This is a genomic window from Acinetobacter tandoii (assembly GCF_008867985.1).
Classification (GTDB): Bacteria; Pseudomonadota; Gammaproteobacteria; order Pseudomonadales; family Moraxellaceae; genus Acinetobacter; species Acinetobacter tandoii.
Genome location: NZ_VXLD01000008.1, coordinates 72,110 through 96,751, shown reverse-complemented (window position 1 = coordinate 96,751; position 24,642 = coordinate 72,110). Strand labels below are relative to the sequence as shown.

The window sequence follows — 24,642 nt, the reverse complement described above, 5'->3', positions numbered from 1 at the left end:
AGCACTCGGTGAGTATAATGAATAGTGTAAAAGATAATAATTTTCAGTTAGATTATGGGTCATGGTTTACAATATGCTGTTTTGTATCTTAAATCTCATGTAATGAAGCTGAAATAATATAAGTGTTTGAATATAAAAATAAATAAAATATTAAGAGTTATGGTTGTCATAAAAGTGTCATAAATATTTAAGTAAATTTTAAGTTTAAAAACTTATTTTTTAATGAATCAATTTATGGCGAGATGACTATGACGACATTCATCTTTGGGAAAAAATTTTCAACTACATTTAGTGGTCTGAATTATTATAAAAATCATAAAATTTATGAAAATTCTGTATTAAAACTAGAATATTTGAATGGATTAAACTGTCAGAAAAATTATCGAGTCGTGTCACATCAAAAAAAGATGATGCTCCATATTCATGCTGTGCAAGAAGGCCAACCTGAGCGAAAACAGGTGGAAGCTTTTATCAGTACTAAGTATCAGGAAATGCATAAAGCAACATTATCACATTATTCCTCCACCTTATTTGTAGGGGAATTTCAGCATCAAACTCATGTGGCGATTGGCATTGAACCGCTCAAATCTCATCAGGCATTTTTAGAGCAGTACCTCGTACAACCGATTGAACAAACGTTAACAAAAATGATTCAACGCGATGTGGCGCGAGACAAGATTGTAGAAATTGGTAATCTGGCCTCTCAGAACATGGAATACGCCAAAATGATCGTGGCATTTTTGGTGTTCTATCTCACGATAGCGGAAGTCGAGTGGGCGGTATGTACGGGTACGATAGCCGTACGTTATGTACTACAGCAAATGGGGTTGCATTTTCATGTATTAGAAAAGGCAAATCCTGAAGTGTTGGGTGAAGCCAAAAAACAGTGGGGAAATTACTATCAGCAAAAACCATTGGTGTTGGCAATTAATGTTGCTGATGCTTTGGCTGTAACCCAACAACATTATGATTTCAAAGTGAATCATGCTGCAATCAGTGGGGGAAGTCTATGAATCAACTTTTCGATGTTATTGCAGCGTACGCTAAACAAACGCCTAAACGTGAAGCGATTGTGACCGAAGTACGTACAGTAAGTTATGCAGAACTTCATCATGTTATGGAACGCCTCAGTAAGGAACTGGGGCTGTTACAGACGCAGAAACTTGCGATCTGGGGCATGAATAGTATTGATTGGGTGTTGATTGATTTAGCTGCTAAAAAAGCAGGGATTACCGTGATTCCGATCCCTCTATTTTTTAGTGCTCAGCAGATTTTACATTTGTTAACAGACAGTGCAGTCGATACGATTTTTATGGCAGATGTAAATCTTACCCTGTCAGCGTATCACCTTGATTGTGTGGCGCAAAATCATACATGGTTGCATACCTTGAGTGAGCAAGGCCGTATTCAACAATTACTTAATGCTGAACAGGCTTCTGGCACTTTTATTCGTTTAAATGTGACTGCACCAACAACGATGGATTCTGTCGTTCCTGCAAAGATTACTTACACCTCAGGCAGCACAGGTACACCTAAAGGGGTATGTCTGGCGGAAGACACGATTCAGTCGATTACAGAATCGCTCAGTGCAGCATTACAGTCGAGCCAATTGGGACGACATTTATGTTTGATTCCATTTGCTACTTTATTGGAAAACATTGCAGGCATTTATGTTGCCTTGAATATGGGACGTTCAATTGTAGTCGGTAATGTCAGTCATTTTGGACTGGTATCGAACCATGAGTTTAAGGTGGAAAACTTTGCAGCAACGGTACAGCAATACCAGATTCAGAGCGTGATTTTGTTGCCGCAAATGCTCAAGGCAATGGTGGAATATATTCAGCAATTTGGTGCTCAGGCTTTTGCGAGTTTGAAATTTATTGCAGTTGGTGGTGGTAAGGTTTCGACTGATTTGTTGTTGCAGTCGCAACAGTTGAATTTGCCTGTTTATGAGGGTTATGGACTATCAGAATGCGCTTCAGTGGTTAGCCTCAATTTGCCGAATGCCAGAAAAATTGGCAGTGTCGGCAAACCATTACCCCATGTAGATGTGCAAATTGCGGACAATGGTGAGGTGGTAGTACGCGGCAATGCCATGCAGGGTTATCTCAATGAGGTTGCAGTTGATCCTCTGATTCACACAGGTGATGCAGGCTTCTTTGATAAAGACGGTTATCTGTTTATTACGGGTCGTATTAAGCAAATTATTGTCAGTAGTTTTGGGCGCAATATTTCACCTGAATGGGTGGAATCGAATGGTTCGAGTGAACCCGAAATTAATCAGATTGCTATCTTTGGGGAAGCACAGCCTTATCTTTCTGCCGTGATTTATGCCAAAGACAATGTATCGGATGGCATGTTAGCGCAAGCGATACAGAAAGCAAATGAGCGCATGCCTGACTATGCCCAAATTAAGCAATGGTATCGATCATCAGAACCATTTTCACTGAATAATCAGATGTTAACCGACAACGGGAAATTGAGACGCAACGAAATTAAAAAGCAATTTGGGCAGTATTTATCGCTTCAATGAACTGTCGTTCAGCTAAGCAAACGATAGCCGCAATAAGACCTGAAGATTTAATTTCCACGCATAAAATTTCACTAAATAGTGAGTAAAGATATGAATATTGAACAATCCGTATTTGACCTTGAGAATAGAGACAGCTATTCACCATCAAGCCATGCAGAAATTAAAAATACCTTACGTGAGCAAGGTTGGATTTTACTCAGACATGAACATTATGACGTGCACCGTTTTAGTGAGTTGATGACAGCCTTATGCCAAAAGCTGACTTATGATCCTGCTCGTGAAAATATCACGCAACAATCTCAGAAAGTGGATGCAGGCACTCAGGCTGTTGGGTTGCATATTGAAAATGGTTCTACGCCATTACCTCCAGATATTATTGCTTTTTTTAGTGAAGTGAGTGCTTCTCAAGGTTCACAGACCACTGTGTGTGATGGACATGTAGTATGGAAAAACTTATCCGAGCCGTTAAAACAAAAGTTTGCTGCACCGATGACCATTAGCCGCTATTTACCAAAACAGATTTGGCAGAAATATGTGGCGACTGCTTTCAATATTGCGGAGGTGGATTCGGTAACTTGGGAGGATTTAAATAAGTTTATTCGGATGATTCCAGGACAAACGATCACTCCCTCTCACGATCAAGGTGTGGAATACCATCTGCAAATGAACATGATTCGCCATGATAATTTGAAAGGCGTGCCTGCATTTGCCAATACCATTTTGGGACCCTCCTACAATTATCAAAAACCGAAATTTACTTTTGCGGATGGTCGCGAGATAAGTCAGGAACTGATTACAGAACTTGCGGAACTTTGCGAACAGCATACGCAGGAAATTGAATGGCAAGATGGTGATGTTGCGATTATCGACAACAAACGTTTTATGCATGGTCGACGTGAAATTTTAGTCCCTCTTGAGCAGCGTAAACTCTATATCAGTATGGGTTTAGGATTGAACGAAACATTTTAAGCACTAGTCTTAATACAATGAAAAGGAATAGGGTTATGTCAAATTTAACTGCAGTGATTGTTGGGGCAACAGGTGGCATAGGTAAAGCTATCGTTGAAAATTTATGTAAAAACAATGTGAACGTGATACTTGTGGCACGTAATGCTGAAGCATTACAAGTTATGCAGGCAGAGCTTAAAGCACAATATCCTCAATTAAAGCTACAAAGTCTGCGTTGCGATTTGAGCGATGCCGAGAGTCGTGAACAATTTATTCAAGCACTGACGCAGCAAAAGATTCACATTAATTACTATATTAATAATGCAGGGGTGAATGATTTTTCTTTGTTTAGTCATCAATCTAGCGACGCGATTGAACAGATGATGCTGATTAACGTGGTTTATCCACTGCAATTGATTCAGCACATTATTCCATTAATGTCGAAAACTGCACCAAGTCAAATTATTAACATGGGTTCGACTTTTGGCAGTATTGGTTACCCAGGTTATGTGAGTTATTGTGCCAGTAAATTTGCCTTACGCGGTGCAACCGAAGCCTTGGCACGTGAATATTCCAACTCACCGATTCAGTTTAAATACTTTTCACCTCGGGCAACCGCCACCACCATGAACAGTCCAGTAGTAGTGGAAATGAATGCAAAGCTGGGTGTAAAAATGGACAGCCCTGCTTTTGTAGCTGAAGAGCTATATCAATTTTTACAGAACGATAAGTTGTACTATCAAGTGGGATATCCTGAAAAAATCTTTGTCAAAGTGAATCAGGTGCTACCGAATGTGGTGTCGAGCTCGATTCAAAAAGACATTGATAAAATTCAAAATTTTGCAGAATTGAACCACCCAAAAATCACGACGGTTTCATAAACGTGAACTGTTTTAAGTGGCTGAACTGACGAGCACCTATCTGGGTGCTCGAATCTCTACAAAAGACTAACTTTTGGGCTGAATACTCTCGATTGTTGAAATAAAGTCTGTAAATTTTTGACCCTGAATAACCACATGGGCTTTCAATAAATCTTCAGCTTGTTGTTCATCACCTGCAAAAATGGCATCTAAAATGGCATTGTGTTCCGAAAAAGAATTATTCATTCGATTATTTACACGAAGCTGTAGTCGTCGATAGGGATGTAAACGTTTATGTAAGGTGGATGCTTGTTCAATTAAAAAAGCATTATGACTGGCCTGATAAATGGCAAAGTGAAATAAGCGGTTGGCTTCATAATAGTTTTCTGAATCATTTTGCTTTAAATAATCCTGACACAATAGATGCAAACGCTGTAATTCTTGTTTTTCTTCAGGTTGAATACGACGCGCGGCTAAACGTCCACACATGGCTTCTAATTCAGCCATCACTTCAAACATTTCACATAAAGTTAATGGGTTAATGGTCGGAATAATGGCGCCACGACGTGGGCGAATTTCGACCAGACCTTCGGCTGCAAGAAGCTTTAATGCCTCACGAATTGGGGTACGAGAAGCACCATAGCGATCACACAATTCTTGTTCATCAAGTTTGGTTCCCGGTAAGAAGAAACCATAAATAATATCATCCTCTAACTTTTTACTAATTTGAATAGAAAGAGGGAGTTCTGCAATAGAAGTCATACACCACCAAAAAATTGTATACAATTTATGTTTATTTGAGTACAAAATATTGTACACTGGATACAGATAGGCTATAACTATAGCAAATTATAAGTCAGATTATTAGAAGCAAAGCATGATCCAGGGAGGATTCAGCGATGATTATTTACGGAACAGCCATACTGGCAATCTGCCATCTACTCGGTGTGTATTTAGGAAATATTCTCGGTATGGCGCTTGGTGTAAAAGCCAATGTAGGTGGTGTGGCAATTGCCATGATTCTTTTAATTATATCAAAGGAGGTTTTGGCTAAACGTGGGCACCTGCCTCAAGTCACTCAGTTCGGTGTGTTGTATTGGTCAGGGATGTACATTCCAATCGTCGTTGCCATGTCAGCAGGACAAAACGTAGTTGCAGCGCTTTCAGGTGGAATGTTGGGGCTGATTGTTTCTGTCGCTTCACTCATTGGTACGGTATTGGTCATTCGTTGGTTGAACAAATCTAGCGGTGATTATGCAACCTATGAATGGTCAGTTGAAACAGTAGAAAAAGCGGTCTAACAGCCAGTCAGGCATGGATACAGAATAAAAACGGTTGGTTGGGTTACAAGGAAGAAACGTAATGGAAGAAATAGTCACAGTATTGACGAAAAATGCGTTAGTCACAGCGTTGGCAGTAACGGGGTTGATGATGTATGTCTCGCATCTCCTCTCAAAATATCTGACCAAGGGTAAATTACAAAGTTCAGCGATTGCCATCACCATGGGCTTGGTTTTGGCGTACTTTGCAGGCGTATATACCCAAGGTGAAAAAGGCATTTCAGACATCGCGATTTTTGGTGGTTTTGCTTTGCTTGGAGGAGCAATGTTGCGTGACTTGGCAATTGCTTCTACCGCATTTGAAGTCGATGTAAAAGAAGTCAAGAAAGCAGGCAAAGTCGGCATGATCGCGCTGCTGTTGGGTTGTGTGATTCCCTTTGTGATTGGCGCTATGGTCGCTTGGCTCATGGGTTATCGAGATCCTGTCTCGATGACCACAATTGGTGCAGGCGCAATGACCTATATCGTGGGCCCAGTAACAGGCACAGCAGTGGGTGCAAGCTCAGAAGTAATTGCGTTATCAATTGCGATTGGTTTGATTAAGTCAGTGTTCTTTATGGTCGGAACACCATTACTTGCAAAATTCATGTATTTAAAAAGCCCTCGTTCTGCCATGGTTTTTGGTGGTCTGGCGGGTACAACCAGTGGTACAGCGGCTGGCTTGGCAGGTACAGATGTGCGCTTAGTTCCTTATGGTGCTTTAGTTGCAACATTCTATACAGGTTTGGGTTGTTTGCTCGCTCCATCGGTATTTTTCCTCACGATCAATGCCATTTTCGGTTAATCAAAGCATAAAGGTGTCAACATGAACCAGATGGTTAAGAAGCATTTATGGGATAAGCAGAGAACCCGTAGACAAGAAAAACTCAATCAAGCAAAGCAAAAAGGCTTTGAAAAGAAAGTTGAACATGCACGTGTCATTGAACTATTAGAAACGGTCATTGCTTGCGGAGATCGAGTGTGTTTAGAAGGCAATAACCAGAAACAGGCAGATTTTCTCTCCAAGAGCTTAAGTCAATGTAATCCAGATGTGGTGAATAATTTACACATTGTTCAGTCTGTATTGGCTTTACCGAGTCACATAGACGTCTTTGAAAAGGGTATTGCTTCTAAAGTTGATTTTTCTTTTGCTGGCCCACAAAGTTTGCGTCTGGCTCAATTGGTTCAGCAGCAAAGAATTAGTATCGGATCAATTCATACCTATTTAGAGTTATACGGGCGTTATTTTATCGACCTCACTCCAAATGTGTGTTTAATCACGGCACATGCGGCAGACCGTCAAGGAAATTTATATACGGGTGCCAATACCGAAGATACGCCAGCAATTATTGAAGCCACCGCATTTAAAAGCGGCATTGTGATTGCACAGGTCAATGAAATTGTCGATAAGCTGCCACGTGTCGATGTGCCAGCAGATTGGGTTGATTTTTATATTGAAAGTCCCAAGCACAACTATATAGAACCGTTATTTACCCGTGATCCTGCACAAATTACCGAAGTGCAAATTTTAATGGCGATGATGGTTATTAAAGGTATCTATGCACCATATCAAATTCAACGATTAAATCATGGCATTGGTTTTGATACTGCGGCGATTGAATTATTGCTGCCTACTTATGCGGCTTCATTGGGGTTAAAGGGGCAGATCTGTACCAATTGGGCTTTGAATCCGCACCCAACTTTAATTCCAGCAATTGAAAGTGGTTTTGTCGAATCAATTCATAGCTTTGGTTCTGAAGTCGGGATGGAAGACTATATTAAAGAACGTCCAGATGTGTTCTTTACGGGTAGTGATGGCAGCATGCGCTCGAATCGTGCCTTTAGTCAAACTGCGGGTTTATATGCGTGTGATTTGTTCATTGGTTCAACATTACAAATTGATTTGCAAGGCAACAGCTCAACCGCGACGGTAGACCGTATTTCTGGTTTTGGGGGGGCACCGAATATGGGTTCTGACCCGCATGGACGTCGTCATGCCAGTTATGCCTATACCAAAGCAGGGCGTGAAGCGGTGGACGGCAAACTCATAAAAGGTCGCAAACTAGTAGTGCAGTTGGTCGAAACGTACCGTGAACATATGCATCCTGTCTTTGTAGAAGAGTTAGATGCGTGGCAGTTACAAGACAAAATGGACAGCGAACTCCCACCAATCATGATTTATGGCGAAGACGTGACCCATATTGTGACGGAAGAAGGCATTGCCAACTTACTGTTATGTCGGACCCCAGAAGAACGGGAACAAGCGATTCGTGGTGTAGCAGGTTATACCCCAGTGGGGATGAAGCGTGATACAGCGAAAGTTGAAGAATTACGTCAGCGCGGCATTATTCAACGTCCAGAAGATTTAGGCATTGATCCAACACAAGTGAGTCGTGATTTGCTCGCAGCAAAATCGGTGAAAGATTTAGTTAAATGGTCGGGTGGTTTATATAGCCCCCCAAGCCGCTTTAGAAACTGGTGATTGACATGGAAAAGTTAAAATTTGAATTGCAATCAGCACCGCTGAGTGCTGAACAGGCGGCTGTTATTTGTGGTGTGGTCGGTTCTGGAAATTTAGAAGTCTTGGTTTCACAGCATGATCAGGCGGATATTTGTCAGATTGAAGTCACCACATCAGCCGTTGGTTTTCAACATGTTTGGCAGTCTGTACTGAATGAATTTGCACAACGTCATGCAGTGGCAGGGCTTAAATTTCAGTTGAATGATATGGGGGCGACCCCAGCGGTAGTGAACCTGCGCTTAAGCCAAGCAATATCTATGTTTAAGGGAGTATAGAACATGGATCAAGTGATGCTCAAAAACAGTTTTTATGAAAAAACCGCACGTGCACGTATTCAAGCTGTCGTCGATGAAAACAGCTTTAAAGAAATCTTGAAGCCGACCGAAATCGAAGTCAGTCCGCACTTATCTGCTTTGGATATTCCAGGTAGTTTTGATGATGGTGTGATTATTGGTACAGCAGCAATCAATCAAACCCCAATTCATATTATTGCCCAAGAAGGACAGTTCATGGGCGGTGCCGTGGGGGAAATCCACGGGGCAAAAATAGTCGGTCTTTTACAAAAAGCCATTCAGGATCAATCACAAGCCGTGGTGTTCTTTGTGGATTCAGGTGGTGTGCGTTTACATGAAGCCAATGCAGGTCTCATCGCAATTTCAGAAATCATGCGTGCCATGTTGCAAGTGCGACATGCAGGTATTCCGATTATTACGGTGATTGGTGGAACCTGTGGTGCTTTTGGTGGTATGGGTATTAGTGCATGTTTGAGCAGTGCCATCATCATGACAGAAGAAGGGCGTTTGGCACTTTCTGGCCCAGAAGTGATTGAAACGGTCAAAGGCGTGGAAGAATTTGACTCTAAAGACCGTGCTTTGGTTTGGCGCGTTACAGGTGGGAAACATCGTTATTTACTCAATCATGTACAAGCTTTGGTTGAGGATGATATTGCAGATATTCGCGATGCGATTTTAACGCAGCTAGATGCTAAGGCGGCTCCGCTAGACTTAGAACAATTATTGCAGCAACACCAGCAGCTTGAACAACAACAGCAACGCTGGTTTGGCAAAAACGATGGCTTACAGATTTGGCATGAAATGGGCATTGCTCAGCCAGAAAAAATTCCAATGCTCTCGGCGCATGAAGTCGTGATGTTAAAGCAAGGATGATGCAATGAATACAGAATTAGTTTTGAAACAACTTTTTCCCAATCATCTGAATTATCAGATTGAGGGTTATGTCATTAAAGGGGATGCACAGACTGCGGTTGGTCCAGTACGAATTCTGGGTACGGTTAATGCTGCGCCGATTAATCAGGACATTGCCATTCACTTGTCTTCTGAAATTTTAAAATTGGTACAACAAGGTGATCAAACTCCTGTGGTTTTTATTGTAGATACGCAAGGACAAGATCTTTCCCGTGCCGATGAATTGTTGTGTCTCAACCGTACTTATGCACATTTAGCTTCATGTGTAGATTTATTACGCCGTCGTGGACATGCCAATCTTGCCATTATTTTCGGTCAAGCCGTCAGTGGTGGCTTCCTCTCTTATGGCTTAATGGCAAATGAAGTGTATGCACTGAGCGATTCTCAGGTCAAAGTCATGGATCTGAACGCGATGGCGCGTGTCACCAAAATTCCTGTAGAAAAGTTGAAACAACTGTCGCAAAGCTCAGCCATCTTTGCACCAGGAGTCGAAAATTTCTACAAGATGGGCGCTATCAACGCCGTATGGGAAAACTTGGACACCGATTGGGTGAGTCAAGCATTAGTCAATCAACGGAAACATCTCGAAAGTTATATGACAGATCAGCGCCGTGTAGTTGGTCAGCAACGTCAGGGGCGAATGCTTTGTAATCAAATTGTCGAGAAAGTAGCACTCAGCTAAGGAGTAGAATATGGATCGTCATGACTTGGCTTATTTGCATCCCGTAGCAGATCTACATTTTTTGGATAGTTCCTTACCTGAACCTGCTAGACAAAAAGTGTACCAGTTGCTGCAACAGTCCGTGCCAATGACTATTTGTCGGCAGGACAATGACGATGCAGCTCAGGTCAAGCTGGCGATCAATTGCTTGGTTGAGGGGTGTAAATATCGGGTTGCTTGTTTAGTCGATATTACTGAAATTGAACTGATCGCCCGACCACTATCTTTACATATGCTCTTAAAAGAGCATGCAAACACTTTTTCAGATACAGTAATTCATGATTTTGCTGAGGCTTTGCAAGAGCTTGGCTGCGAAGTGTATGTCTACGGGTCTTATGCCTATGAATATCTCACTAAAGAAGCCTATGTACGTTCAACATCCGACTTGGATTTGGTGTTATATCCAAAAGATTTAACACAAATTTCAGCGATTCTAAATCTGCTTCAACAGGCTCAAGCACTGAGCCAGATACGTTTGGATGGAGAAATCCAAATACACCCAGCTTGGCATGTATCGTTTAATGAACTCCTGATGATTTATCCAGACCAATCGCAGAGCATTATTGTAAAAGGATTGCAGCGGGTGGATATGCTGAGATTAGAACAATTATTAGAAGGTACGCTTGAAGATGCAGATTATACAGAAGCATGACTGTGTATTGGATATTTCACAGTATGCTATGCGATTAGATCATTTAGCGCGAACAGCGCTTTATGAAGAAGTGAGTTTAGAACAAAAGCCCGGTTTAGTATGTCCGACAACACAGGGCAGTCATACTGATATGGATTTTCCATTATTTCAGCGCAGTATTGACGCTTTACAGGGTTATTTTCAATCCCAATGTTTGAATGGTTATCAGCACGTTGCTTTTGAAAATATACGGCAATGTGGCATTCAAGCTGAACAAAAAATGATGCACGCAACTGCACAGATTAACACTCACAAAGGGGCAATTTTTAATTTAGGCTTTGCCAGTGCAGCGGTAGGAAAATGCTTTGCTCAAGATATTGCACTGAATGCGAGTTCGATTAGTCGTATGATTCAGCAAACATGGCAAGAGGAATTACTGCATCATCTAGAGCGTAATCCCGACAGTCATGGGCAACGCATGCGCAGTCAATACGGCATTACGGGTGCTATTGAGGAAGTGGCTTCAGGCTTTACAACAGTGTTAGATATTGCTATTCCACATTATTTAGAAATTTATGCAAAAACAGAAGATAAAAAGCGTGCATCGCTTCAAGCTTTACTTGCATTAATGTCTCATCTGCAAGATACCAATATTGTTTGGCGTGGCGGTTTATCGGCTCTATATATTGTGCAAGATATGGCGAAGCAGTTTTTGGTACGCGGTGGGGTACTACAAGTCGACTGGATGCAAGAAGTGAAAAGAATCGAAGATTACTTTGTTCAACATCATCTTAGTCCTGGTGGAAGTGCAGACTTATTGGGGGTGACTTTGTTCATGCTGAAGGTGGAACATGAATTTCGCAATATTATTTAGTGGGCAAGGGGTGCAGAACTTAGCTCATGTTCAGCAATTGAAAGACCTTGCTATAGAGTTAGATGTCAATTTGCAGCTCACGCAACATCTGCCTGAGTTGTTTAAGGCTGACTTATCTGAGACAGATTTGTATTGTAATGATTTTGCTCAACCCTTTATTTTTGCCCTACAGTGGTGTCGCTGCCAAAAGTTAAAACATTGCTTAGAAGAAACGATGAGTTTTTCAGGTTACTCACTTGGTGAATTAAGTGCACTGATTTGCTCAACTCAAACAGATTTAGCACAAGGACTTTATTTAGCCCGACAGCGGGGCATATTGATGTCAAACGCTGTGCATGTACCGAGTGGTTTGTTGGCTATTCAGGGCATGAATTGGGCAGGGTTATCCCCCATTTTGGCAAACACAGAGACTGAATTATCAATAAAAATTAGCGATAGCCATTTTATTGTCGGTGGTCTGGCATCGAACTTACAACAATTGACACAACAACTTAAACAGGTGGGAACACATTCGGTGAAGCGACTGAATGTCAGTATTCCTTCCCATACATCTTTAATGAATGGTGCTGTAGCTCCTTATCGGCAGGTTTTACAACAGCATCTGTTTAATCGTTTGGAAGTACCTATCATTAGTGGTTCAGGTGGGCATAAATATTTTAAAAGCTGCGATGCAGTCGAAGCGCTGATTGATCAAATGAACCATGCCATAGATTGGGATTCGTGTTTAACCGCTATACAAGAAAACCAGCCCGATATTGTGTTAGAAATTGGGCCAGGCAATGCTTTAAGTAAAATGGTATTGGAGCGTAGTCCACATCTAAATGTAAGAGCAGTGGATGATTTTAAGACGTTTGCTGGTTTAGAACTTTGGATTGAAAAGCAGCAGAATATTTATTCTTAAATAAAATAAACACAAGATGACGTTTTATTGATGATCTCATTTATTAGATGATTTGCATAAATTGATTTAAGCAGAAAATATGATTTGATTGGAACAATTGCTTATTTCAGGTCAAGTAGAAGATTCAGTATATTGAATGAACTTAAACCACACGGAGAAACCAGTGATGACCACTAAATCCATTCGATATAACCGAGGAGAACTTGCTTGCTGAACCATCCCATGTGCAGCAAAAAATATAATCGATGTAGACAATATGAGTCGGGGTTCAGAAACATAATGTCTAAAACTTTCACCACGCAAGATTATAAATTAAAACAGATAAATACAATAAAATTATAAAGTCCCAATAGTTGGGACTTTTTTTTACCTAGAAATTTTTGCCACAATCATTTCAGTCTAGTTGTCGGACTACACGTTCAACTTCTTCAGGCTCAATTTTCTGAATTTTATTACCAAAACTGCGTAGCCACCACGTGAGTTGAGAGGTAAAAGGAACAGTTGCAGAAATTTGAACCAGATTATGCTCAAGTGGGGTAATCACCTGATCTCGACTTAACTGGCTTTCTTCAAAATAATGTGACTCGCATTCTGGAATGGTCAGTTTTAAAGCAACATTATCTGTTGGTTTGTTATAGTCGACTCTAAATCCAAGTGCACCTGAGTCAATATAGGCATCAATATCGAAATTGACAGGATGTAGTGCACGAGAATCTAGTACTTTGGCTGACTTAAAACGGTGCAAAGCAAAAGTTTGAATGTCGGTTTTATCATAGCGAGTGCAAATTAAATAAATAGTTGCACCTTTTTGCACCAATGCCAAAGGGTTCAATGTATAAACGCTTTCATCTGCTTGAGGGCGTTTTTGATAAACACATTCCAATTGTTTATCTTGTAATAAACCTTCATAAATGGCTTGCTGCGCAGCACGATCCACCACAGGTGGAATTAAAGGTTGATTAGCAGGGACTATACGTACCCGATTAATCCATTGGCGTACATTATTTTGGGTAGATAAACTACGACGAGCCAAATCAAACCAAGGATTCATTTCTTCCAGTAAACTTGGAGGAAGAAGGTGTTTTAAGTGTTCCTCAACCATCATAAAAGTGACAGCTTGAGAACTGGTCATATGAGGCAAACTTTGAATTGGCGCATCAGAACGCCAACGCCATCCCTGTGGAACGGTTTTGTTGCTCTCAATTGGAAATCGCTGTGAAATCTGATTCAAATCACGCTGAATGGTGCGCAAGCTGATATCGATGCCTTCTCTTTGCAAAATTTCCTGTATTTCACGAGTTCCCATCCATTTTCCTGTAGAAAGACGGGACAGGATTTGCCATTGTCGATAAAGGCTATTCGATGTTTCTTTTTCTTGTGCAGACATAATTCAAATAAAAATAAATAAGTGGGGAATTAACAAGACAGTGTTAAACACAATAAGAAAACCGAACTGAATTGGCAAGTATTTATCACCGAATCGGGCAAAGAAAGTTTAATAAATTTAGACACAAGATCAAGCAGAAATGACATTGAGTCGAAGTGAAAAGAATGGATTAATAGTAAATCAGTATAAGAGATGCAAGGAGTGGCATTCTTATTGCTTAATAAAAAATGAGTTTGGCTATAACTATAAAGAGGGTCATATGCTTAATGAAAAAGAGATTTTAGATATTAATGGTTTATCACTAGAAGTGAATAATAAGCAATTGACAGCAAAAGTGGAGGGTGTAGCAAAACCGCAGGAGAAGACACAGTTACTTTTTGAGCGAACGAACTCTGTTTTTTTTAATGAAATGTTAGATGATCAAGCAGTTTCAGAAACCGCTTGCGCAAAAATTGAACATTGGCTTTCACAATATAATTTAGATGAATTACAAGCTTTAAATCAGCATGCCAAAGCGCATTTTTTATATGAAGGCATTACATTTACGGTATATGGAGAAGCAGAAGGCACAGAGCGTACCATTCCTTATGATGTGATCCCGCGAGTAATTGCGAAAAAGCAATGGAATAAGATATCGCTTGGCTGTGCACAACGCGTCAAGGCCCTAAATCTATTTTTACATGATATTTATCATCAGCAAGATATTCTTAAAGCGGGTATTGTGCCTGAACTACAAGTTCTCAAGCATGAGGCTTTTCAGCCACATATGTGTAATCAGAGCTTAAAAGGCAAAATTTACAGCCAAATTAGTGGCATTGATATTGTCCGAGATCGTCATGGCGAGTTTTATGTGCTTGAAGATAATTTAAGAACGCCATCGGGTGTGTCTTATATGTTGGAAAGCCGAAAAATCAGCCAAAAACTGATGCCTGAATTATGTTTGCAAAATAACTTACAAGGTATAGAGCATTATCCATTACTACTGAAAGAAATATTGGCCGAAAATGCCTTTAACGATAATCCCTTTATTGTCATTTTAACGCCAGGTCGTTTTAACAGCGCATATTATGAGCATTCCTTTTTGGCAAGGGAAATGGGTGTGCCTTTAGTAACATCGCGTGATCTTTACGTCGAAAACGATAAGGTTTATGTCAAAACGGTGCGAGGTAAACAGCAAGTTGATGTAATTTATCGACGTATTGATGATGATTATCTCGATCCATTGTGTTTTATGCCTGACAGTACACTTGGTGTTGCGGGTTTAATGTCTGCCTATTTACAAAAGAATGTCGTGATTGCAAATGCGCCTGGTACAGGAGTTGCAGATGACAAATCCATTTATCCGTACGTCGATAAAATGATTCAGTTTTATTTAGCTGAACAACCTGTCCTTAAAAATGTACCAACTTATCAATGTCGTGAAAGCAAAGACCTTGAATATGTATTAGACAATTTAGCTCAACTAGTTGTGAAAGAAGCACAGGGTTCAGGAGGATATGGCATGCTTATCGGACCACATGCTTCTGCACAGCAAATTGCGACTTTCAAAGATAAAATTTTAGCAACGCCACATTTGTACATTGCTCAACCTACATTGGATTTGTCAGTTTGTCCGATGTTAACTGATTCAGGGTTATCAGAACGACATATTGACTTGCGTCCATTTGTGCTGAGTTCCCCTTATCGTACCGAAATTGTACCGGGGGGGTTAACACGTATGGCAATGCAAGAAGGCTCTCTTGTAGTGAATTCTTCACAGGGTGGTGGCATTAAAGATACTTGGGTTGTAGATCATTTACATTCATAAGTAACCAAAACAATGAAGGAGCAATTTCATGATCTTACTTAGCACGAATGCACAGCAAATTTTTTGGTTAGGTCGTTATTTAACGCGTATTGAATATTTATGTCAGCAATTTCCATTTATGGATGATCAGAAAGCTGTGTCTTATGCCCATGCTTTTTGTTTACCTGCATTTGATGCAAGCTCGCTAAATGAATTGGTATTAGACCCAGAACAACCTTATTCATTTATTCAACAGTTTCAGTTTGCCAAAGACAATGTTCAAGAATTGAGAGGCGTTTTTTCTGCAAAAACCTATGCAGAACTCAATCAATATATTCGGAATGCGAGTGCAAGTTCGACATGTATTTGTGATGTGATTGCAGATTGTCGTGAAGTGTTAGAGGGTGAGCCGGAAGAAACTTTCTTGTTCTATTCTTTGGGGCAAACTTTAGAGCAACTAGATCGACAACTTCGCTTAAAGCAAGATCAGACACAAACCTTAGAGCAAATTTCGGCGCTTATACAAGTATTGGAGAAAATGGGTTGGGACAGTTTAGATACGGCTTGGCAACAGCTTAAAACTCAACCTGATCAAATAAATTTTTATAACTTTAGTGATCAAATTCAATATTTATTTGAGGTGAATGCATGAAACTCATGATCAATCACCAGACACACTATCAATATACTGAACAGGCATGTAATAGCATTCAGTATATTAAAATGACCCCATTGAATAATGCACATCAGAATGTGCATTACTGGGATGTCAGTGTGCCAGGTGAGCGTTGTACGAAGAGAGATTCGTTCAATAACATCTGGATTACCAGTTCACAACGTTATGCTTATGAGCAAATGACAATTATGGCGCAGGGCATTGTTGAGCTGAATAAGCAGCCTTCGGTGATGGGTCTAATAGATCATCTAAATCCTTATCAATTCTTACAACCAACGCCAACGACCATGTGCAATGCGGAAATGAAAGAATTTGCACATCGTTTCGTACCTGAATTTACGCATGAAAATTTGGCTAAACTTGCTGAAGCCATTTTGCAGCATATTCCTTATATTCCAAATCACACTTCAGTCAATACGTCTGCCATTGAAGCATTTCATAATCGTCAGGGGGTATGCCAAGACCACAGTCATGTTTTTATTGCAATGTGCAAAGCTTTGGGCTTGCCAGCGCGTTATGTTTCAGGTTATTTATTTGTGCCAAATACATCACACCTTGCCAGTCACGCATGGGCGGAAGTATTTCTGGGAAACACATGGTATTGTTTCGATATCAGCAACCAGATTTTTAGCCCAGACCAGCATATTTATGTGGCAATTGGTCGAGATTATTGGGATGTTGCCCCAATTCGTGGAGTGCGCGAAAAAGGGGGAATTGAAACGATGCACTCAATTGTTCAAGTACTTGCATGTTAATGAATGTAAGTTAAGGGGAAGAGATGACTTATTGTTGTGCGCTTAGATTAAAAGAAGGTCTCGTCTTTATCAGTGACACGCGAACGAATGCGGGAGTAGATCATATTTCTGTATTTCGAAAGCTTTATACATTTGGAATTGAAGGCGAACGTTTTATCACGATTCAAACATCGGGTAATTTAGCGACAACGCAGGCCGTGATTGGACATCTAAAAAACCATTTAGAATTACAACAAACACCAAATTTATATAGTGTAAATACCATGTTTGAAGTAGCTGAATTGGTCGGTCATACCTTGCAAAAGGTCATTGCAGATGTAACTGAAAACACGCAGGAACAAAGTAATTATTACTGTAGTTTGTTGGTAGGTGGACAAATTGGTCAAGCAGAAATGCAGCTTTATAATATTTACCCACAAGGTAATTTTATTTGTGCAACCAGCGATACACCATATTTCCAGATTGGAGAAAGCAAATATGGTAAGCCAATTTTAGATCGTGCCTTAAGTTATGATATGCCACTCAGTGAAGCTTTACGTTGTAGCCTAATTTCATTTGATTCGACATTGCGCTCAAATGTATCGGTGGGTATGCCACTTGATGCGCTCATCTATAACAAGAACAGTTTACGTATTCCTGAAGGTAAGCGAATCACAGAAGAAGACCCTTACTTCGAACATATTAGTAAGCAATGGTCAGATACACTACGGAGTGGATTACAGAATTTACCAAAGCCGTCGGAAGATTATTTTAAATAATGATGTATTGTTATTTTTTAAAGCATAGCGCGAGAAATCGCGCTATGCTTTTATTTATACAATGAATAAAACAATAAGATAGGAAATCAAAAAATGTACCAACTTTGCTATGCCAGTCAGGCTAAATTTCAACCCGAAACACTACTACAAGATTTAAGAGACATTCTATCTGAAGCCCGGGATTTTAACGTAAAGCTGAAGATCAAAGGCGTATTGTGTTATGCAGATGGTTGCTTCTTTCAATGTTTGGAAGGAGAACAAGATTCGGTTTTAAACTTGTTGAATAAAATAGAAAAAGATCAACGACACTCTGATTTAACGATATTGTCACAACAATACATTCTGAGTGATTCGCATTTTTCAGATTGGAGTATGAAATATATAGGTCGGCATTCACAAGTACATCATTATTTTGAGCAATTGGGATCTAGCAAATTTAATCCTTTATTACTGCAACATGAATCATTACAGCATTTTTTGCAGTTGTTATATCTTATTCCAGAACAGCAATTATAAATTCTATTCAGTTCAGCTATACAACCCTAGATACTACTCATCGAAGAAAGCAGTATCTAAAGCAATATTTTATTATTTCACTATCCGATGAGGGCGTTGGCTCAAACGGCATAAAATCTCATACCCAATGGTACCATTTGCATCGGCAACATCATCGACCAAACGTTGTTTGCCCCAAAGCTCAACAGGTGTGCCTAGAGCAACTTTTAACCCTGTAACATCAATAGCAACCATATCCATCGCTACACGTCCGACAACAGGAAGCATTTTCCCTTCAATTACTACATAATTTTGTTTGACATATGCACGCGGGTAACCATCGCCATAGCCAATAGAAACAATAGCCAAATCGGTATTTTGTGTTGCAGTATAGGTTGAACCATAGCCCACTTTTTCGCCTTTTTGGATATGATTCAAGGCAATAACTTCAGCAGTAAAAGTCATGACGGGTTGTAAGTCTAAGTCTCTTACTGTCTGGTCTGCGAATGGTGTTGCACCATACAGCATAATGCCTGGGCGAACATAATCAAAATGGAGTTCAGGCCAACGGTAAATTGCAGCAGAATTACAGCATGAAGCAAGAATGGGAGCGCAACTTTGTTTTATATCAATAAATTGTGCTATTTGCTGTTCATTTAAGGGATGATCGGCATCAGCATTGGCAAAATGCATGGTTAATACACATGTAAAACCAGCTGCTTTTAAGGTATTAATGACGGCAATAATTTCACTTGCTTTAAAACCAAGTCGGTTCATGCCGCTATTGAGTTTAATCCAGACTTTGAGCCCAAGTGCATTGTATTGCTCTTGATGGGCAAGTAACCAGTTCACTTGTTGTTGTTGATGCACGACACATTCAAGCTTTTGTTCTATGACAGTCGGCATTTCATCCGCTGAAAATATTCCTTCAATTAACGTAATCGGTTGTTCATAGCCTAAGGCACGAATTTCTAGTGCCTCTTGTAAGCAGGCGACACCAAAAGCATCGGTATTATTCAAGGCTGCAAGACAGTCTTTGATACCATGTCCATAAGCATTGGCTTTGACCATGCTCACGATTTTTGCCTTAGGGGCAAGTTGTTTAACACGGTTTAAATTATATTGAAGTGCTGATTGATCAATACAAACTGTTGCTTGGCGCACCCGAATGACTCCTTTGGGAATAGAGAATGGCAAGATTAAAACTAGGGTTTTATTTCAAGTCATCGAATCAGAAACATGGAAGGGTATTACCGTTCAGGCAAATATCCATAAAATACGTTAGTTATTGTAGACCTATAAAAATCAAATACCCATCTTATTTCATGGCTTTATTCTATTTAAATCTATGAGTTATCGGTTTTGTTCGATAAAGACGATTGTAAAATGATGCTGTTTGCATTATTCATGAGTAAATAAAAAATGGACTGAGTGCCCATTTTTTATTCTTCATCATCGTACTGACTATAGTACTCAGGCGATAAGTTACTAAAACGTGTATATTGACCTTCGAAAGCCAATCGGACTGTACCAATTGGACCATTACGTTGCTTACCAATAATAATTTCAGCCGTACCAGCTTCCTTCGACTCTTTGTTATAAACCTCGTCACGGTAAATAAACATAATTAAGTCGGCATCCTGCTCAATCGCACCTGATTCACGCAAGTCAGACATGACTGGGCGCTTATTAGGACGGTTTTCCAGAGAGCGGTTAAGCTGTGATAAAGCAATGACGGGACACTGCATTTCTTTTGCAAGAGCTTTTAAGCTACGAGAAATTTCACCAATTTCACCAACACGGTTATCACCCATACCAGGGACTTTCATTAATTGTAAGTAGTCGACCATGATACAGCCCAATTTACCACCATGCTGTTTGGCGATACGACGCGCACGAGCACGTAATTCAGTTGGAGGCAGGGCAGAAGAGTCATCGATATACAGATGCTTCTCTTGTAACTGTAAAATCGTACCTGTGACTTTAGACCATTCATCACCGTCGAGTTTGCCTGAACGTAAATGCCCTTGATGTACTTTGCCGTATGCAGAAATTAAACGCATAGCAATCGAGTCCGCGGGCATTTCCATTGAGAACACCAACGCGGGTAAGTCACAGTTAAACAATACACTTTCAACCAAGTTCATGGCAAAAGTAGTTTTCCCCATAGATGGACGCGCTGCGACAATAATCATGTCTCCCGCTTGCATACCTGAGGTTTTATTGTCTAATTCAACAAAACCTGTTGTTAAACCAGTGATATTGCCATCTAGCTGTGACAATTCATTTAATTTATCAAAGACATCTGCAACAACAGTGTTGATGGCTTTAGGACCTGAATTTTTCTTATTATTATTGTGCTGTTCGGCAATTGAGAAAATATTGGTCTCAGCTAAATCTAAAATTTCACTCACACTACGACCTTTGGTGTCATAGGCATTTTGTAAAATTTCAGAGCTGACTTTAATCATATTGCGTAAAGTCGAGAATTCTTTAATTTTATTGGCATAGGTTTCAAGGTTATAAAAACTTGAAGGAGAGTCTGCCATAAGTTGCATTAAATATTCTTCACCACCAATTGCATCAAGCAAATTTTGCTTAATTAACCAGTCATTCACCAATACTGCATCATAAGGAGAATTTTCTTGAGCAAGTTTTTCAATTGCACGATAAATGTACTTATGGCGTGTTGCATAAAAATCTTGTTCATTGAGCACATCACTTACTTGCTCAAATGACTCAGCAACAGTCATTAGTGCTGCAAGTACAGCCTGTTCAATAGCTAAATTATGTGGTGGTGTACGAAATTCTTTGAGTTGATTCGACTCATTTATTTTGTTGTCTGCTTTGGGTGAGTTTGGTGTAGCAGTGGCATTCGCCTGAGACATATCAAAAACCTAAAGATAAAAGCAGGGATGAATCATGCATATTGAAGTGCATCGCATCATGATAATTTCATCAATAATACGCACTCTGATATAAAAATAGAATCAAAATTTCAGCTGATTTTAGCCTGACATTTGAAGATTAGAAAAATGTAGAGATAAAAAAAGAGCATGCGTGAGCATGCCCTTTTTTCTTGCAAGAAATTACTCAGATACGATAGTAACGAGAACTTCAGCAACAACATCATGATGCAATTGGATTGCGATGTTGAATTCGCCAGTGTGACGAAGAGCGCCGTTTGGTAAACGAACTTCTGCACGGTCAACAACAAGACCAGCATTAGTTAAAGCGTCAGCGATGTCACGCGTACCGATAGAACCGAAAAGTTTACCTTCGTCACCAGCTTTAGCAGTGATAACGATGTTAACTTCGTTCAATTGATCAGCACGTGCAGTAGCAGCACCTAATACTTCAGCTTCTTGTTTCTCAAGTTCAGCACGACGAGCTTCAAAAGCAGCAGTGTTAGCTTCAGTTGCAGCTACAGCTTTACCTTGAGGGATCAAGAAGTTACGACCGTAACCAGCTTTAACTGATACTTTGTCGCCTAATTTACCAAGGTTTTTAATGCGTTGTAATAAGATAATATCCACAGCTCAACCTCACTTATGATTGTCAGTGTAAGGGATCAAAGACAAGTAGCGAGCTTGTTTAATAGCAAGCGCTAATTGACGTTGGTAACGAGCTTTAGTACCTGTAATACGGCTAGGAACAATCTTGCCATTTTCAGTGATGTACTGTTTTAAAGTGTCGATATCTTTGTAGTCGATGTACGTAACGTTCTCAGCTGTAAAGCGGCAGAACTTGCGACGACGGTAAAAACGTGCCATTGATGTTCTCCTTATGCTTCAGCAGAGTCTTGAGCAGCTAGTTGTGCTTCTTCACGTTGAGCTTTACGCGCACGCTTTTCTTCAGCACTCTTAGCCAATAATGACTCTTCAGTGATTGCGTTTTCACGACGGATGATTAAGCTACGAAGGATCGCGTCGTTGTAACGGAACAATTCTTCTAACTCATCAAGAGTAGTTTGACCACACTCAACATTCATAAGAATGTAGTGAGCTTTGTGGATCTTGTTGATTGGGTAAGCCAATTGACGACGACCCCAGTCTTCAAGACGGTGGATTTGACCTTCAGCTTCTTTGATGTGAGTTAGGTAACGTTCTACCATACCCACAACTTGATCGCTTTGATCTGGGTGTACCAGAAGTACGATTTCGTAGTGACGCATTGTCAGCTCCTTACGGATTATACAGCCCCTAACGTAATTGTTAGAAGCAAGGAGTCACAACCAAGGTTGTGTCGCATTAGATGCGAGGGGTGAATTTTAGAAGGTTTGGCAATAAAATTCAAGCAATATTAAATTTATGCGCAAAGTAGTGATGATATCGAAGATTTATCTAGGTGTGGAATAGATATGAACTTACAAATAGTAATTATGTGTAGAAATGAAGACCAGCTTTAAAAGATAGAGAGGAGGTCTCTATCTTTTAAAACAGGGGTAAATGCGGGGCAGGGCTTATATAGCTAAAACTAAAGCTAAAACTTAATGCTGTGATCAGAATCACAGAATACAAGAAATAACGTTTAGCCCAAACTTGATCATTCTCGGCTTTAAAACCAATAATTGATAAATATACCCAATAAGCACATAAACCATTAAAAGTAATTAAGAAGAATAAGTTTGTATAACCAAAGCAATATAAACCATTGAGTACTGCTGCAAACAAAATAACGTAAATCAGGCTTTCGACCTTGGTACGTAAAATTGAACGCGCAACAGGTAAAATTGGAATACCTGCATTTTTATAGTCATCGAAACGATAGATTGCAATTCCCCATGAATGAGGCATTTGCCAAAGTGCATAAGCTAAGAAAATAAGCAAAGCAGCTACATCGAATTCGTTAGAGACAGCCGTGTAACCAATCACAGGTGGACTTGCACCAGAGATACTTCCAATCACTGTTTGGTGAATGGTGGTACGTTTGCTCCAAAGACTATAAAACCCAACATAAACAACAAAACCAAGAACAGCAAAACCAAAAGAATATGCATTGACAAAAAACCATAACATGCCAAAGCCTAAAAGACCTAAAGCTGCGGCAAAAATCAGTGCCACACTAGGACTAATCGTTTTTTTAACAAGTGCACGGTTTTGAGTACGTTGCATCTTCTGGTCAATGTCTTGATCAATGACATTGTTAACTACACATCCTGATGCAACAACCAAAGTTGTAGCTAGTAGTGTAATCAGAAGTAAAAGGAAATCTACAGAACCTTGGGCGGCTAAGAAAAAGCCGCCCAAAGTGGTAACGAAGTTACCAAAGAGAATTCCTGGTTTAGTCAGGAATAAATACTTTTTTAACATGACAACCAGTTTAGAGCATCATGTTGAAGTGGAGGTAATTCATAACCCATACAGAACCGATCAAAAGAACAGCAATTGTAAGAATTGTATAAATAAATGCAATTACGTTCCAACGTTGCTCTGCAGAGGAGTTCATGTGCAAGAAGAAAATCAACTGTACAAGAACCTGAGCAACTGCAGTAATACCAACTACTGCAAGGGTTGCGCCACGACCGAAGTTTTCTGGGTTCATTGCCATATAGAATGGAACAATGGTTAATACCACAGAGACAATAAAACCAATAGTATATTGCTTCACGGTGCCGTGAGCTGCATCAGACGCATGATTATCGTGACCCATTAGAGAACTCCCCGCAAATAAACTACGCTGAATACACAGATCCATACGATGTCAAGGAAGTGCCAGAACAAGCTCAAGCAAGCAAGGCGACGTGTATTCGGTAATGTCAAACCATACTTTTTGATTTGAACCATTAACACGATCATCCATACCAAACCAGAAGTTACGTGAATACCGTGCGTACCAACTAAAGTGAAGAACGCAGATAAGAACGCACTTGTGCTTGGACCATGACCAGCATGTACAAGGTGATTAAACTCATACAGTTCCATGCCAATGAATGATGCACCAAATACCCAAGTAATTGCTAACCAAATTAAAACTTGGCTAACATTCTTTTTGTATGATGCAAGTACAGCAAAACCAAATGTAACTGAAGAAATTAAGAGAGCAAAAGTTTCAGTTAATACGAAACCTAAAGACTCGCCGAATAGTTCTTTAGCACTTGGGGTACCTGGTGGAACATGACCACTTAATACAACGAAAGCAATGAAGAGTGTACCGAATAGGATCAAGTCACTCATCAAGTAAGACCAGAAACCAAAGACAGTAATGTCTGTATCATCATGATGATGATGTTCATCGTGTCCGTGGTTATCGTGATGAAGTACTTCAGCCAT

28 protein-coding genes are annotated in these 24,642 nt (G+C 40.0%); 18 read left to right on the top strand and 10 right to left on the bottom strand.

Features of this window, described 5'->3' with window-relative positions; all coding sequences use genetic code 11:
• Positions 1–407: 407 nt before the first annotated feature.
• The 4 genes from F4W09_RS12490 to F4W09_RS12475 all read left to right on the top strand — a co-directional run bounded on the left by F4W09_RS12490 (position 408) and on the right by F4W09_RS12475 (position 4,362).
• Positions 408–1,013: a thermostable hemolysin gene (locus F4W09_RS12490; protein ID WP_244948570.1), complete on the top strand. Its 606-nt coding sequence runs from the start codon at positions 408–410 to the stop codon at positions 1,011–1,013.
• The gene (locus F4W09_RS12485) at positions 1,010–2,533 is read left to right on the top strand and encodes an AMP-binding protein (protein ID WP_151504987.1); all 1,524 of its coding nucleotides are present in this window, start codon (positions 1,010–1,012) and stop codon (positions 2,531–2,533) included. The genes F4W09_RS12490 and F4W09_RS12485 overlap by 4 nt, the downstream gene beginning before the upstream one ends.
• A gap of 90 nt (positions 2,534–2,623) precedes the next feature.
• Positions 2,624–3,502: a TauD/TfdA family dioxygenase gene (locus F4W09_RS12480; protein ID WP_151504986.1), complete on the top strand. Its 879-nt coding sequence runs from the start codon at positions 2,624–2,626 to the stop codon at positions 3,500–3,502.
• Positions 3,503–3,537: 35 nt separating this feature from the next.
• Positions 3,538–4,362, top strand: coding sequence for an SDR family oxidoreductase (locus F4W09_RS12475; RefSeq protein ID WP_151504985.1), 825 nt, complete (start codon positions 3,538–3,540; stop codon positions 4,360–4,362).
• 66 nt (positions 4,363–4,428) lie between these two features.
• On the opposite strand, the gene F4W09_RS12470 is transcribed toward F4W09_RS12475, so the two are convergent.
• Positions 4,429–5,103, bottom strand: a complete 675-nt coding sequence (locus tag F4W09_RS12470; protein ID WP_016166428.1) for a GntR family transcriptional regulator — start codon at positions 5,101–5,103, stop codon at positions 4,429–4,431.
• 137 nt (positions 5,104–5,240) lie between these two features.
• Here F4W09_RS12470 and madL point away from each other — a divergent pair, with 137 nt between their 5' ends.
• The 9 genes from madL to F4W09_RS12425 all read left to right on the top strand — a co-directional run bounded on the left by madL (position 5,241) and on the right by F4W09_RS12425 (position 12,513).
• Positions 5,241–5,642, top strand: coding sequence for a malonate transporter subunit MadL (madL, locus tag F4W09_RS12465; RefSeq protein ID WP_016166427.1), 402 nt, complete (start codon positions 5,241–5,243; stop codon positions 5,640–5,642).
• Between the two features lie 61 nt (positions 5,643–5,703).
• Positions 5,704–6,465, top strand: coding sequence for a malonate transporter subunit MadM (madM, locus tag F4W09_RS12460; protein WP_151504984.1), 762 nt, complete (start codon positions 5,704–5,706; stop codon positions 6,463–6,465).
• Positions 6,466–6,486: 21 nt separating this feature from the next.
• On the top strand, positions 6,487–8,142 hold the full coding sequence (gene mdcA / locus F4W09_RS12455) for a malonate decarboxylase subunit alpha (RefSeq protein ID WP_016166425.1): 1,656 nt from the start codon (positions 6,487–6,489) through the stop codon (positions 8,140–8,142).
• A gap of 5 nt (positions 8,143–8,147) precedes the next feature.
• Positions 8,148–8,456 (top strand): malonate decarboxylase acyl carrier protein, encoded by a 309-nt coding sequence (gene mdcC / locus F4W09_RS12450; protein ID WP_016166424.1) that lies wholly within the window; start codon positions 8,148–8,150, stop codon positions 8,454–8,456.
• 3 nt (positions 8,457–8,459) lie between these two features.
• Positions 8,460–9,347, top strand: a complete 888-nt coding sequence (locus tag F4W09_RS12445; protein WP_151504983.1) for a biotin-independent malonate decarboxylase subunit beta — start codon at positions 8,460–8,462, stop codon at positions 9,345–9,347.
• Between the two features lie 4 nt (positions 9,348–9,351).
• A complete protein-coding gene (gene mdcE / locus F4W09_RS12440; protein WP_151504982.1) occupies positions 9,352–10,068 on the top strand; it encodes a biotin-independent malonate decarboxylase subunit gamma in 717 nt (238 codons plus the stop codon).
• 10 nt (positions 10,069–10,078) lie between these two features.
• Positions 10,079–10,759, top strand: coding sequence for a malonate decarboxylase holo-[acyl-carrier-protein] synthase (gene mdcG / locus F4W09_RS12435; protein ID WP_151504981.1), 681 nt, complete (start codon positions 10,079–10,081; stop codon positions 10,757–10,759).
• Positions 10,737–11,612, top strand: coding sequence for a triphosphoribosyl-dephospho-CoA synthase MdcB (gene mdcB, locus F4W09_RS12430; RefSeq protein ID WP_151504980.1), 876 nt, complete (start codon positions 10,737–10,739; stop codon positions 11,610–11,612). The genes mdcG and mdcB overlap by 23 nt, the downstream gene beginning before the upstream one ends.
• A complete protein-coding gene (locus F4W09_RS12425; protein WP_151504979.1) occupies positions 11,590–12,513 on the top strand; it encodes an acyltransferase domain-containing protein in 924 nt (307 codons plus the stop codon). The genes mdcB and F4W09_RS12425 overlap by 23 nt, the downstream gene beginning before the upstream one ends.
• Positions 12,514–12,907: 394 nt before the next feature.
• On the opposite strand, the gene F4W09_RS12420 is transcribed toward F4W09_RS12425, so the two are convergent.
• A complete protein-coding gene (locus F4W09_RS12420) occupies positions 12,908–13,900 on the bottom strand; it encodes a helix-turn-helix transcriptional regulator (RefSeq protein ID WP_151504978.1) in 993 nt (330 codons plus the stop codon).
• A 259-nt stretch (positions 13,901–14,159) separates the two neighbouring features.
• Between F4W09_RS12420 and F4W09_RS12415 the strand changes: the two genes are divergently transcribed.
• The 5 genes from F4W09_RS12415 (at position 14,160) to F4W09_RS12395 (ending at position 18,391) form a co-directional block, all read left to right on the top strand.
• The gene (locus F4W09_RS12415; protein WP_016166417.1) at positions 14,160–15,707 is read left to right on the top strand and encodes a circularly permuted type 2 ATP-grasp protein; all 1,548 of its coding nucleotides are present in this window, start codon (positions 14,160–14,162) and stop codon (positions 15,705–15,707) included.
• A gap of 28 nt (positions 15,708–15,735) precedes the next feature.
• Positions 15,736–16,338 (top strand): alpha-E domain-containing protein, encoded by a 603-nt coding sequence (locus F4W09_RS12410; protein WP_044740367.1) that lies wholly within the window; start codon positions 15,736–15,738, stop codon positions 16,336–16,338.
• Positions 16,335–17,117: a transglutaminase family protein gene (locus F4W09_RS12405; RefSeq protein WP_151504977.1), complete on the top strand. Its 783-nt coding sequence runs from the start codon at positions 16,335–16,337 to the stop codon at positions 17,115–17,117. The genes F4W09_RS12410 and F4W09_RS12405 overlap by 4 nt, the downstream gene beginning before the upstream one ends.
• Positions 17,118–17,140: 23 nt before the next feature.
• Complete coding sequence (locus F4W09_RS12400; protein WP_151504976.1) at positions 17,141–17,875, top strand: proteasome-type protease; 735 nt, start codon at positions 17,141–17,143, stop codon at positions 17,873–17,875.
• 93 nt (positions 17,876–17,968) lie between these two features.
• Positions 17,969–18,391 carry a BLUF domain-containing protein gene (locus F4W09_RS12395; RefSeq protein ID WP_151504975.1) on the top strand — a complete coding sequence of 141 codons (423 nt, stop codon included), beginning with the start codon at positions 17,969–17,971 and terminating at the stop codon, positions 18,389–18,391.
• 72 nt (positions 18,392–18,463) lie between these two features.
• Here F4W09_RS12395 and alr read toward each other — a convergent pair whose 3' ends face one another.
• The 8 genes from alr to cyoC form a co-directional block, all read right to left on the bottom strand.
• A complete protein-coding gene (gene alr / locus F4W09_RS12390) occupies positions 18,464–19,534 on the bottom strand; it encodes an alanine racemase (RefSeq protein WP_151504974.1) in 1,071 nt (356 codons plus the stop codon).
• A 278-nt stretch (positions 19,535–19,812) separates the two neighbouring features.
• Positions 19,813–21,258, bottom strand: coding sequence for a replicative DNA helicase (gene dnaB / locus F4W09_RS12385; protein WP_044740372.1), 1,446 nt, complete (start codon positions 21,256–21,258; stop codon positions 19,813–19,815).
• Between the two features lie 201 nt (positions 21,259–21,459).
• Entirely contained in the window at positions 21,460–21,906 is a 447-nt protein-coding gene (gene rplI / locus F4W09_RS12380) for a 50S ribosomal protein L9 (RefSeq protein ID WP_016166409.1), read from the bottom strand.
• Between the two features lie 9 nt (positions 21,907–21,915).
• Positions 21,916–22,143 (bottom strand): 30S ribosomal protein S18, encoded by a 228-nt coding sequence (rpsR, locus tag F4W09_RS12375; protein ID WP_004278792.1) that lies wholly within the window; start codon positions 22,141–22,143, stop codon positions 21,916–21,918.
• 11 nt (positions 22,144–22,154) lie between these two features.
• On the bottom strand, positions 22,155–22,544 hold the full coding sequence (gene rpsF, locus F4W09_RS12370; protein ID WP_016166408.1) for a 30S ribosomal protein S6: 390 nt from the start codon (positions 22,542–22,544) through the stop codon (positions 22,155–22,157).
• A 259-nt stretch (positions 22,545–22,803) separates the two neighbouring features.
• Positions 22,804–23,682 carry a heme o synthase gene (cyoE, locus tag F4W09_RS12365; protein ID WP_016166407.1) on the bottom strand — a complete coding sequence of 293 codons (879 nt, stop codon included), beginning with the start codon at positions 23,680–23,682 and terminating at the stop codon, positions 22,804–22,806.
• A gap of 10 nt (positions 23,683–23,692) precedes the next feature.
• Positions 23,693–24,022 carry a cytochrome o ubiquinol oxidase subunit IV gene (gene cyoD / locus F4W09_RS12360; protein ID WP_016166406.1) on the bottom strand — a complete coding sequence of 110 codons (330 nt, stop codon included), beginning with the start codon at positions 24,020–24,022 and terminating at the stop codon, positions 23,693–23,695.
• Positions 24,022–24,642, bottom strand: coding sequence for a cytochrome o ubiquinol oxidase subunit III (gene cyoC, locus F4W09_RS12355; protein ID WP_016166405.1), 621 nt, complete (start codon positions 24,640–24,642; stop codon positions 24,022–24,024). The genes cyoD and cyoC overlap by 1 nt, the downstream gene beginning before the upstream one ends.

Coding starts and splice junctions, on each gene's coding strand:
- F4W09_RS12470 (WP_016166428.1), bottom strand. CDS start 5,103: ATGACTTCTATTGCAGAACTCCCTCTTTCTATTCAAATTAGTAAAAAG.
- F4W09_RS12395 (WP_151504975.1), top strand. CDS start 17,969: ATGTACCAACTTTGCTATGCCAGTCAGGCTAAATTTCAACCCGAAACA.
- F4W09_RS12425 (WP_151504979.1), top strand. CDS start 11,590: ATGAATTTCGCAATATTATTTAGTGGGCAAGGGGTGCAGAACTTAGCT.
- F4W09_RS12405 (WP_151504977.1), top strand. CDS start 16,335: ATGAAACTCATGATCAATCACCAGACACACTATCAATATACTGAACAG.
- F4W09_RS12415 (WP_016166417.1), top strand. CDS start 14,160: ATGCTTAATGAAAAAGAGATTTTAGATATTAATGGTTTATCACTAGAA.
- F4W09_RS12490 (WP_244948570.1), top strand. CDS start 408: ATGATGCTCCATATTCATGCTGTGCAAGAAGGCCAACCTGAGCGAAAA.
- rpsR (WP_004278792.1), bottom strand. CDS start 22,143: ATGGCACGTTTTTACCGTCGTCGCAAGTTCTGCCGCTTTACAGCTGAG.
- cyoE (WP_016166407.1), bottom strand. CDS start 23,682: ATGTTAAAAAAGTATTTATTCCTGACTAAACCAGGAATTCTCTTTGGT.
- F4W09_RS12485 (WP_151504987.1), top strand. CDS start 1,010: ATGAATCAACTTTTCGATGTTATTGCAGCGTACGCTAAACAAACGCCT.
- dnaB (WP_044740372.1), bottom strand. CDS start 21,258: ATGTCTCAGGCGAATGCCACTGCTACACCAAACTCACCCAAAGCAGAC.
- cyoC (WP_016166405.1), bottom strand. CDS start 24,642: ATGGCTGAAGTACTTCATCACGATAACCACGGACACGATGAACATCAT.
- madL (WP_016166427.1), top strand. CDS start 5,241: ATGATTATTTACGGAACAGCCATACTGGCAATCTGCCATCTACTCGGT.
- F4W09_RS12480 (WP_151504986.1), top strand. CDS start 2,624: ATGAATATTGAACAATCCGTATTTGACCTTGAGAATAGAGACAGCTAT.
- F4W09_RS12475 (WP_151504985.1), top strand. CDS start 3,538: ATGTCAAATTTAACTGCAGTGATTGTTGGGGCAACAGGTGGCATAGGT.
- mdcE (WP_151504982.1), top strand. CDS start 9,352: ATGAATACAGAATTAGTTTTGAAACAACTTTTTCCCAATCATCTGAAT.
- mdcA (WP_016166425.1), top strand. CDS start 6,487: ATGAACCAGATGGTTAAGAAGCATTTATGGGATAAGCAGAGAACCCGT.
- F4W09_RS12410 (WP_044740367.1), top strand. CDS start 15,736: ATGATCTTACTTAGCACGAATGCACAGCAAATTTTTTGGTTAGGTCGT.
- cyoD (WP_016166406.1), bottom strand. CDS start 24,022: ATGGGTCACGATAATCATGCGTCTGATGCAGCTCACGGCACCGTGAAG.
- rpsF (WP_016166408.1), bottom strand. CDS start 22,544: ATGCGTCACTACGAAATCGTACTTCTGGTACACCCAGATCAAAGCGAT.
- mdcB (WP_151504980.1), top strand. CDS start 10,737: ATGCAGATTATACAGAAGCATGACTGTGTATTGGATATTTCACAGTAT.
- mdcC (WP_016166424.1), top strand. CDS start 8,148: ATGGAAAAGTTAAAATTTGAATTGCAATCAGCACCGCTGAGTGCTGAA.
- F4W09_RS12420 (WP_151504978.1), bottom strand. CDS start 13,900: ATGTCTGCACAAGAAAAAGAAACATCGAATAGCCTTTATCGACAATGG.
- madM (WP_151504984.1), top strand. CDS start 5,704: ATGGAAGAAATAGTCACAGTATTGACGAAAAATGCGTTAGTCACAGCG.
- F4W09_RS12400 (WP_151504976.1), top strand. CDS start 17,141: ATGACTTATTGTTGTGCGCTTAGATTAAAAGAAGGTCTCGTCTTTATC.
- mdcG (WP_151504981.1), top strand. CDS start 10,079: ATGGATCGTCATGACTTGGCTTATTTGCATCCCGTAGCAGATCTACAT.
- F4W09_RS12445 (WP_151504983.1), top strand. CDS start 8,460: ATGGATCAAGTGATGCTCAAAAACAGTTTTTATGAAAAAACCGCACGT.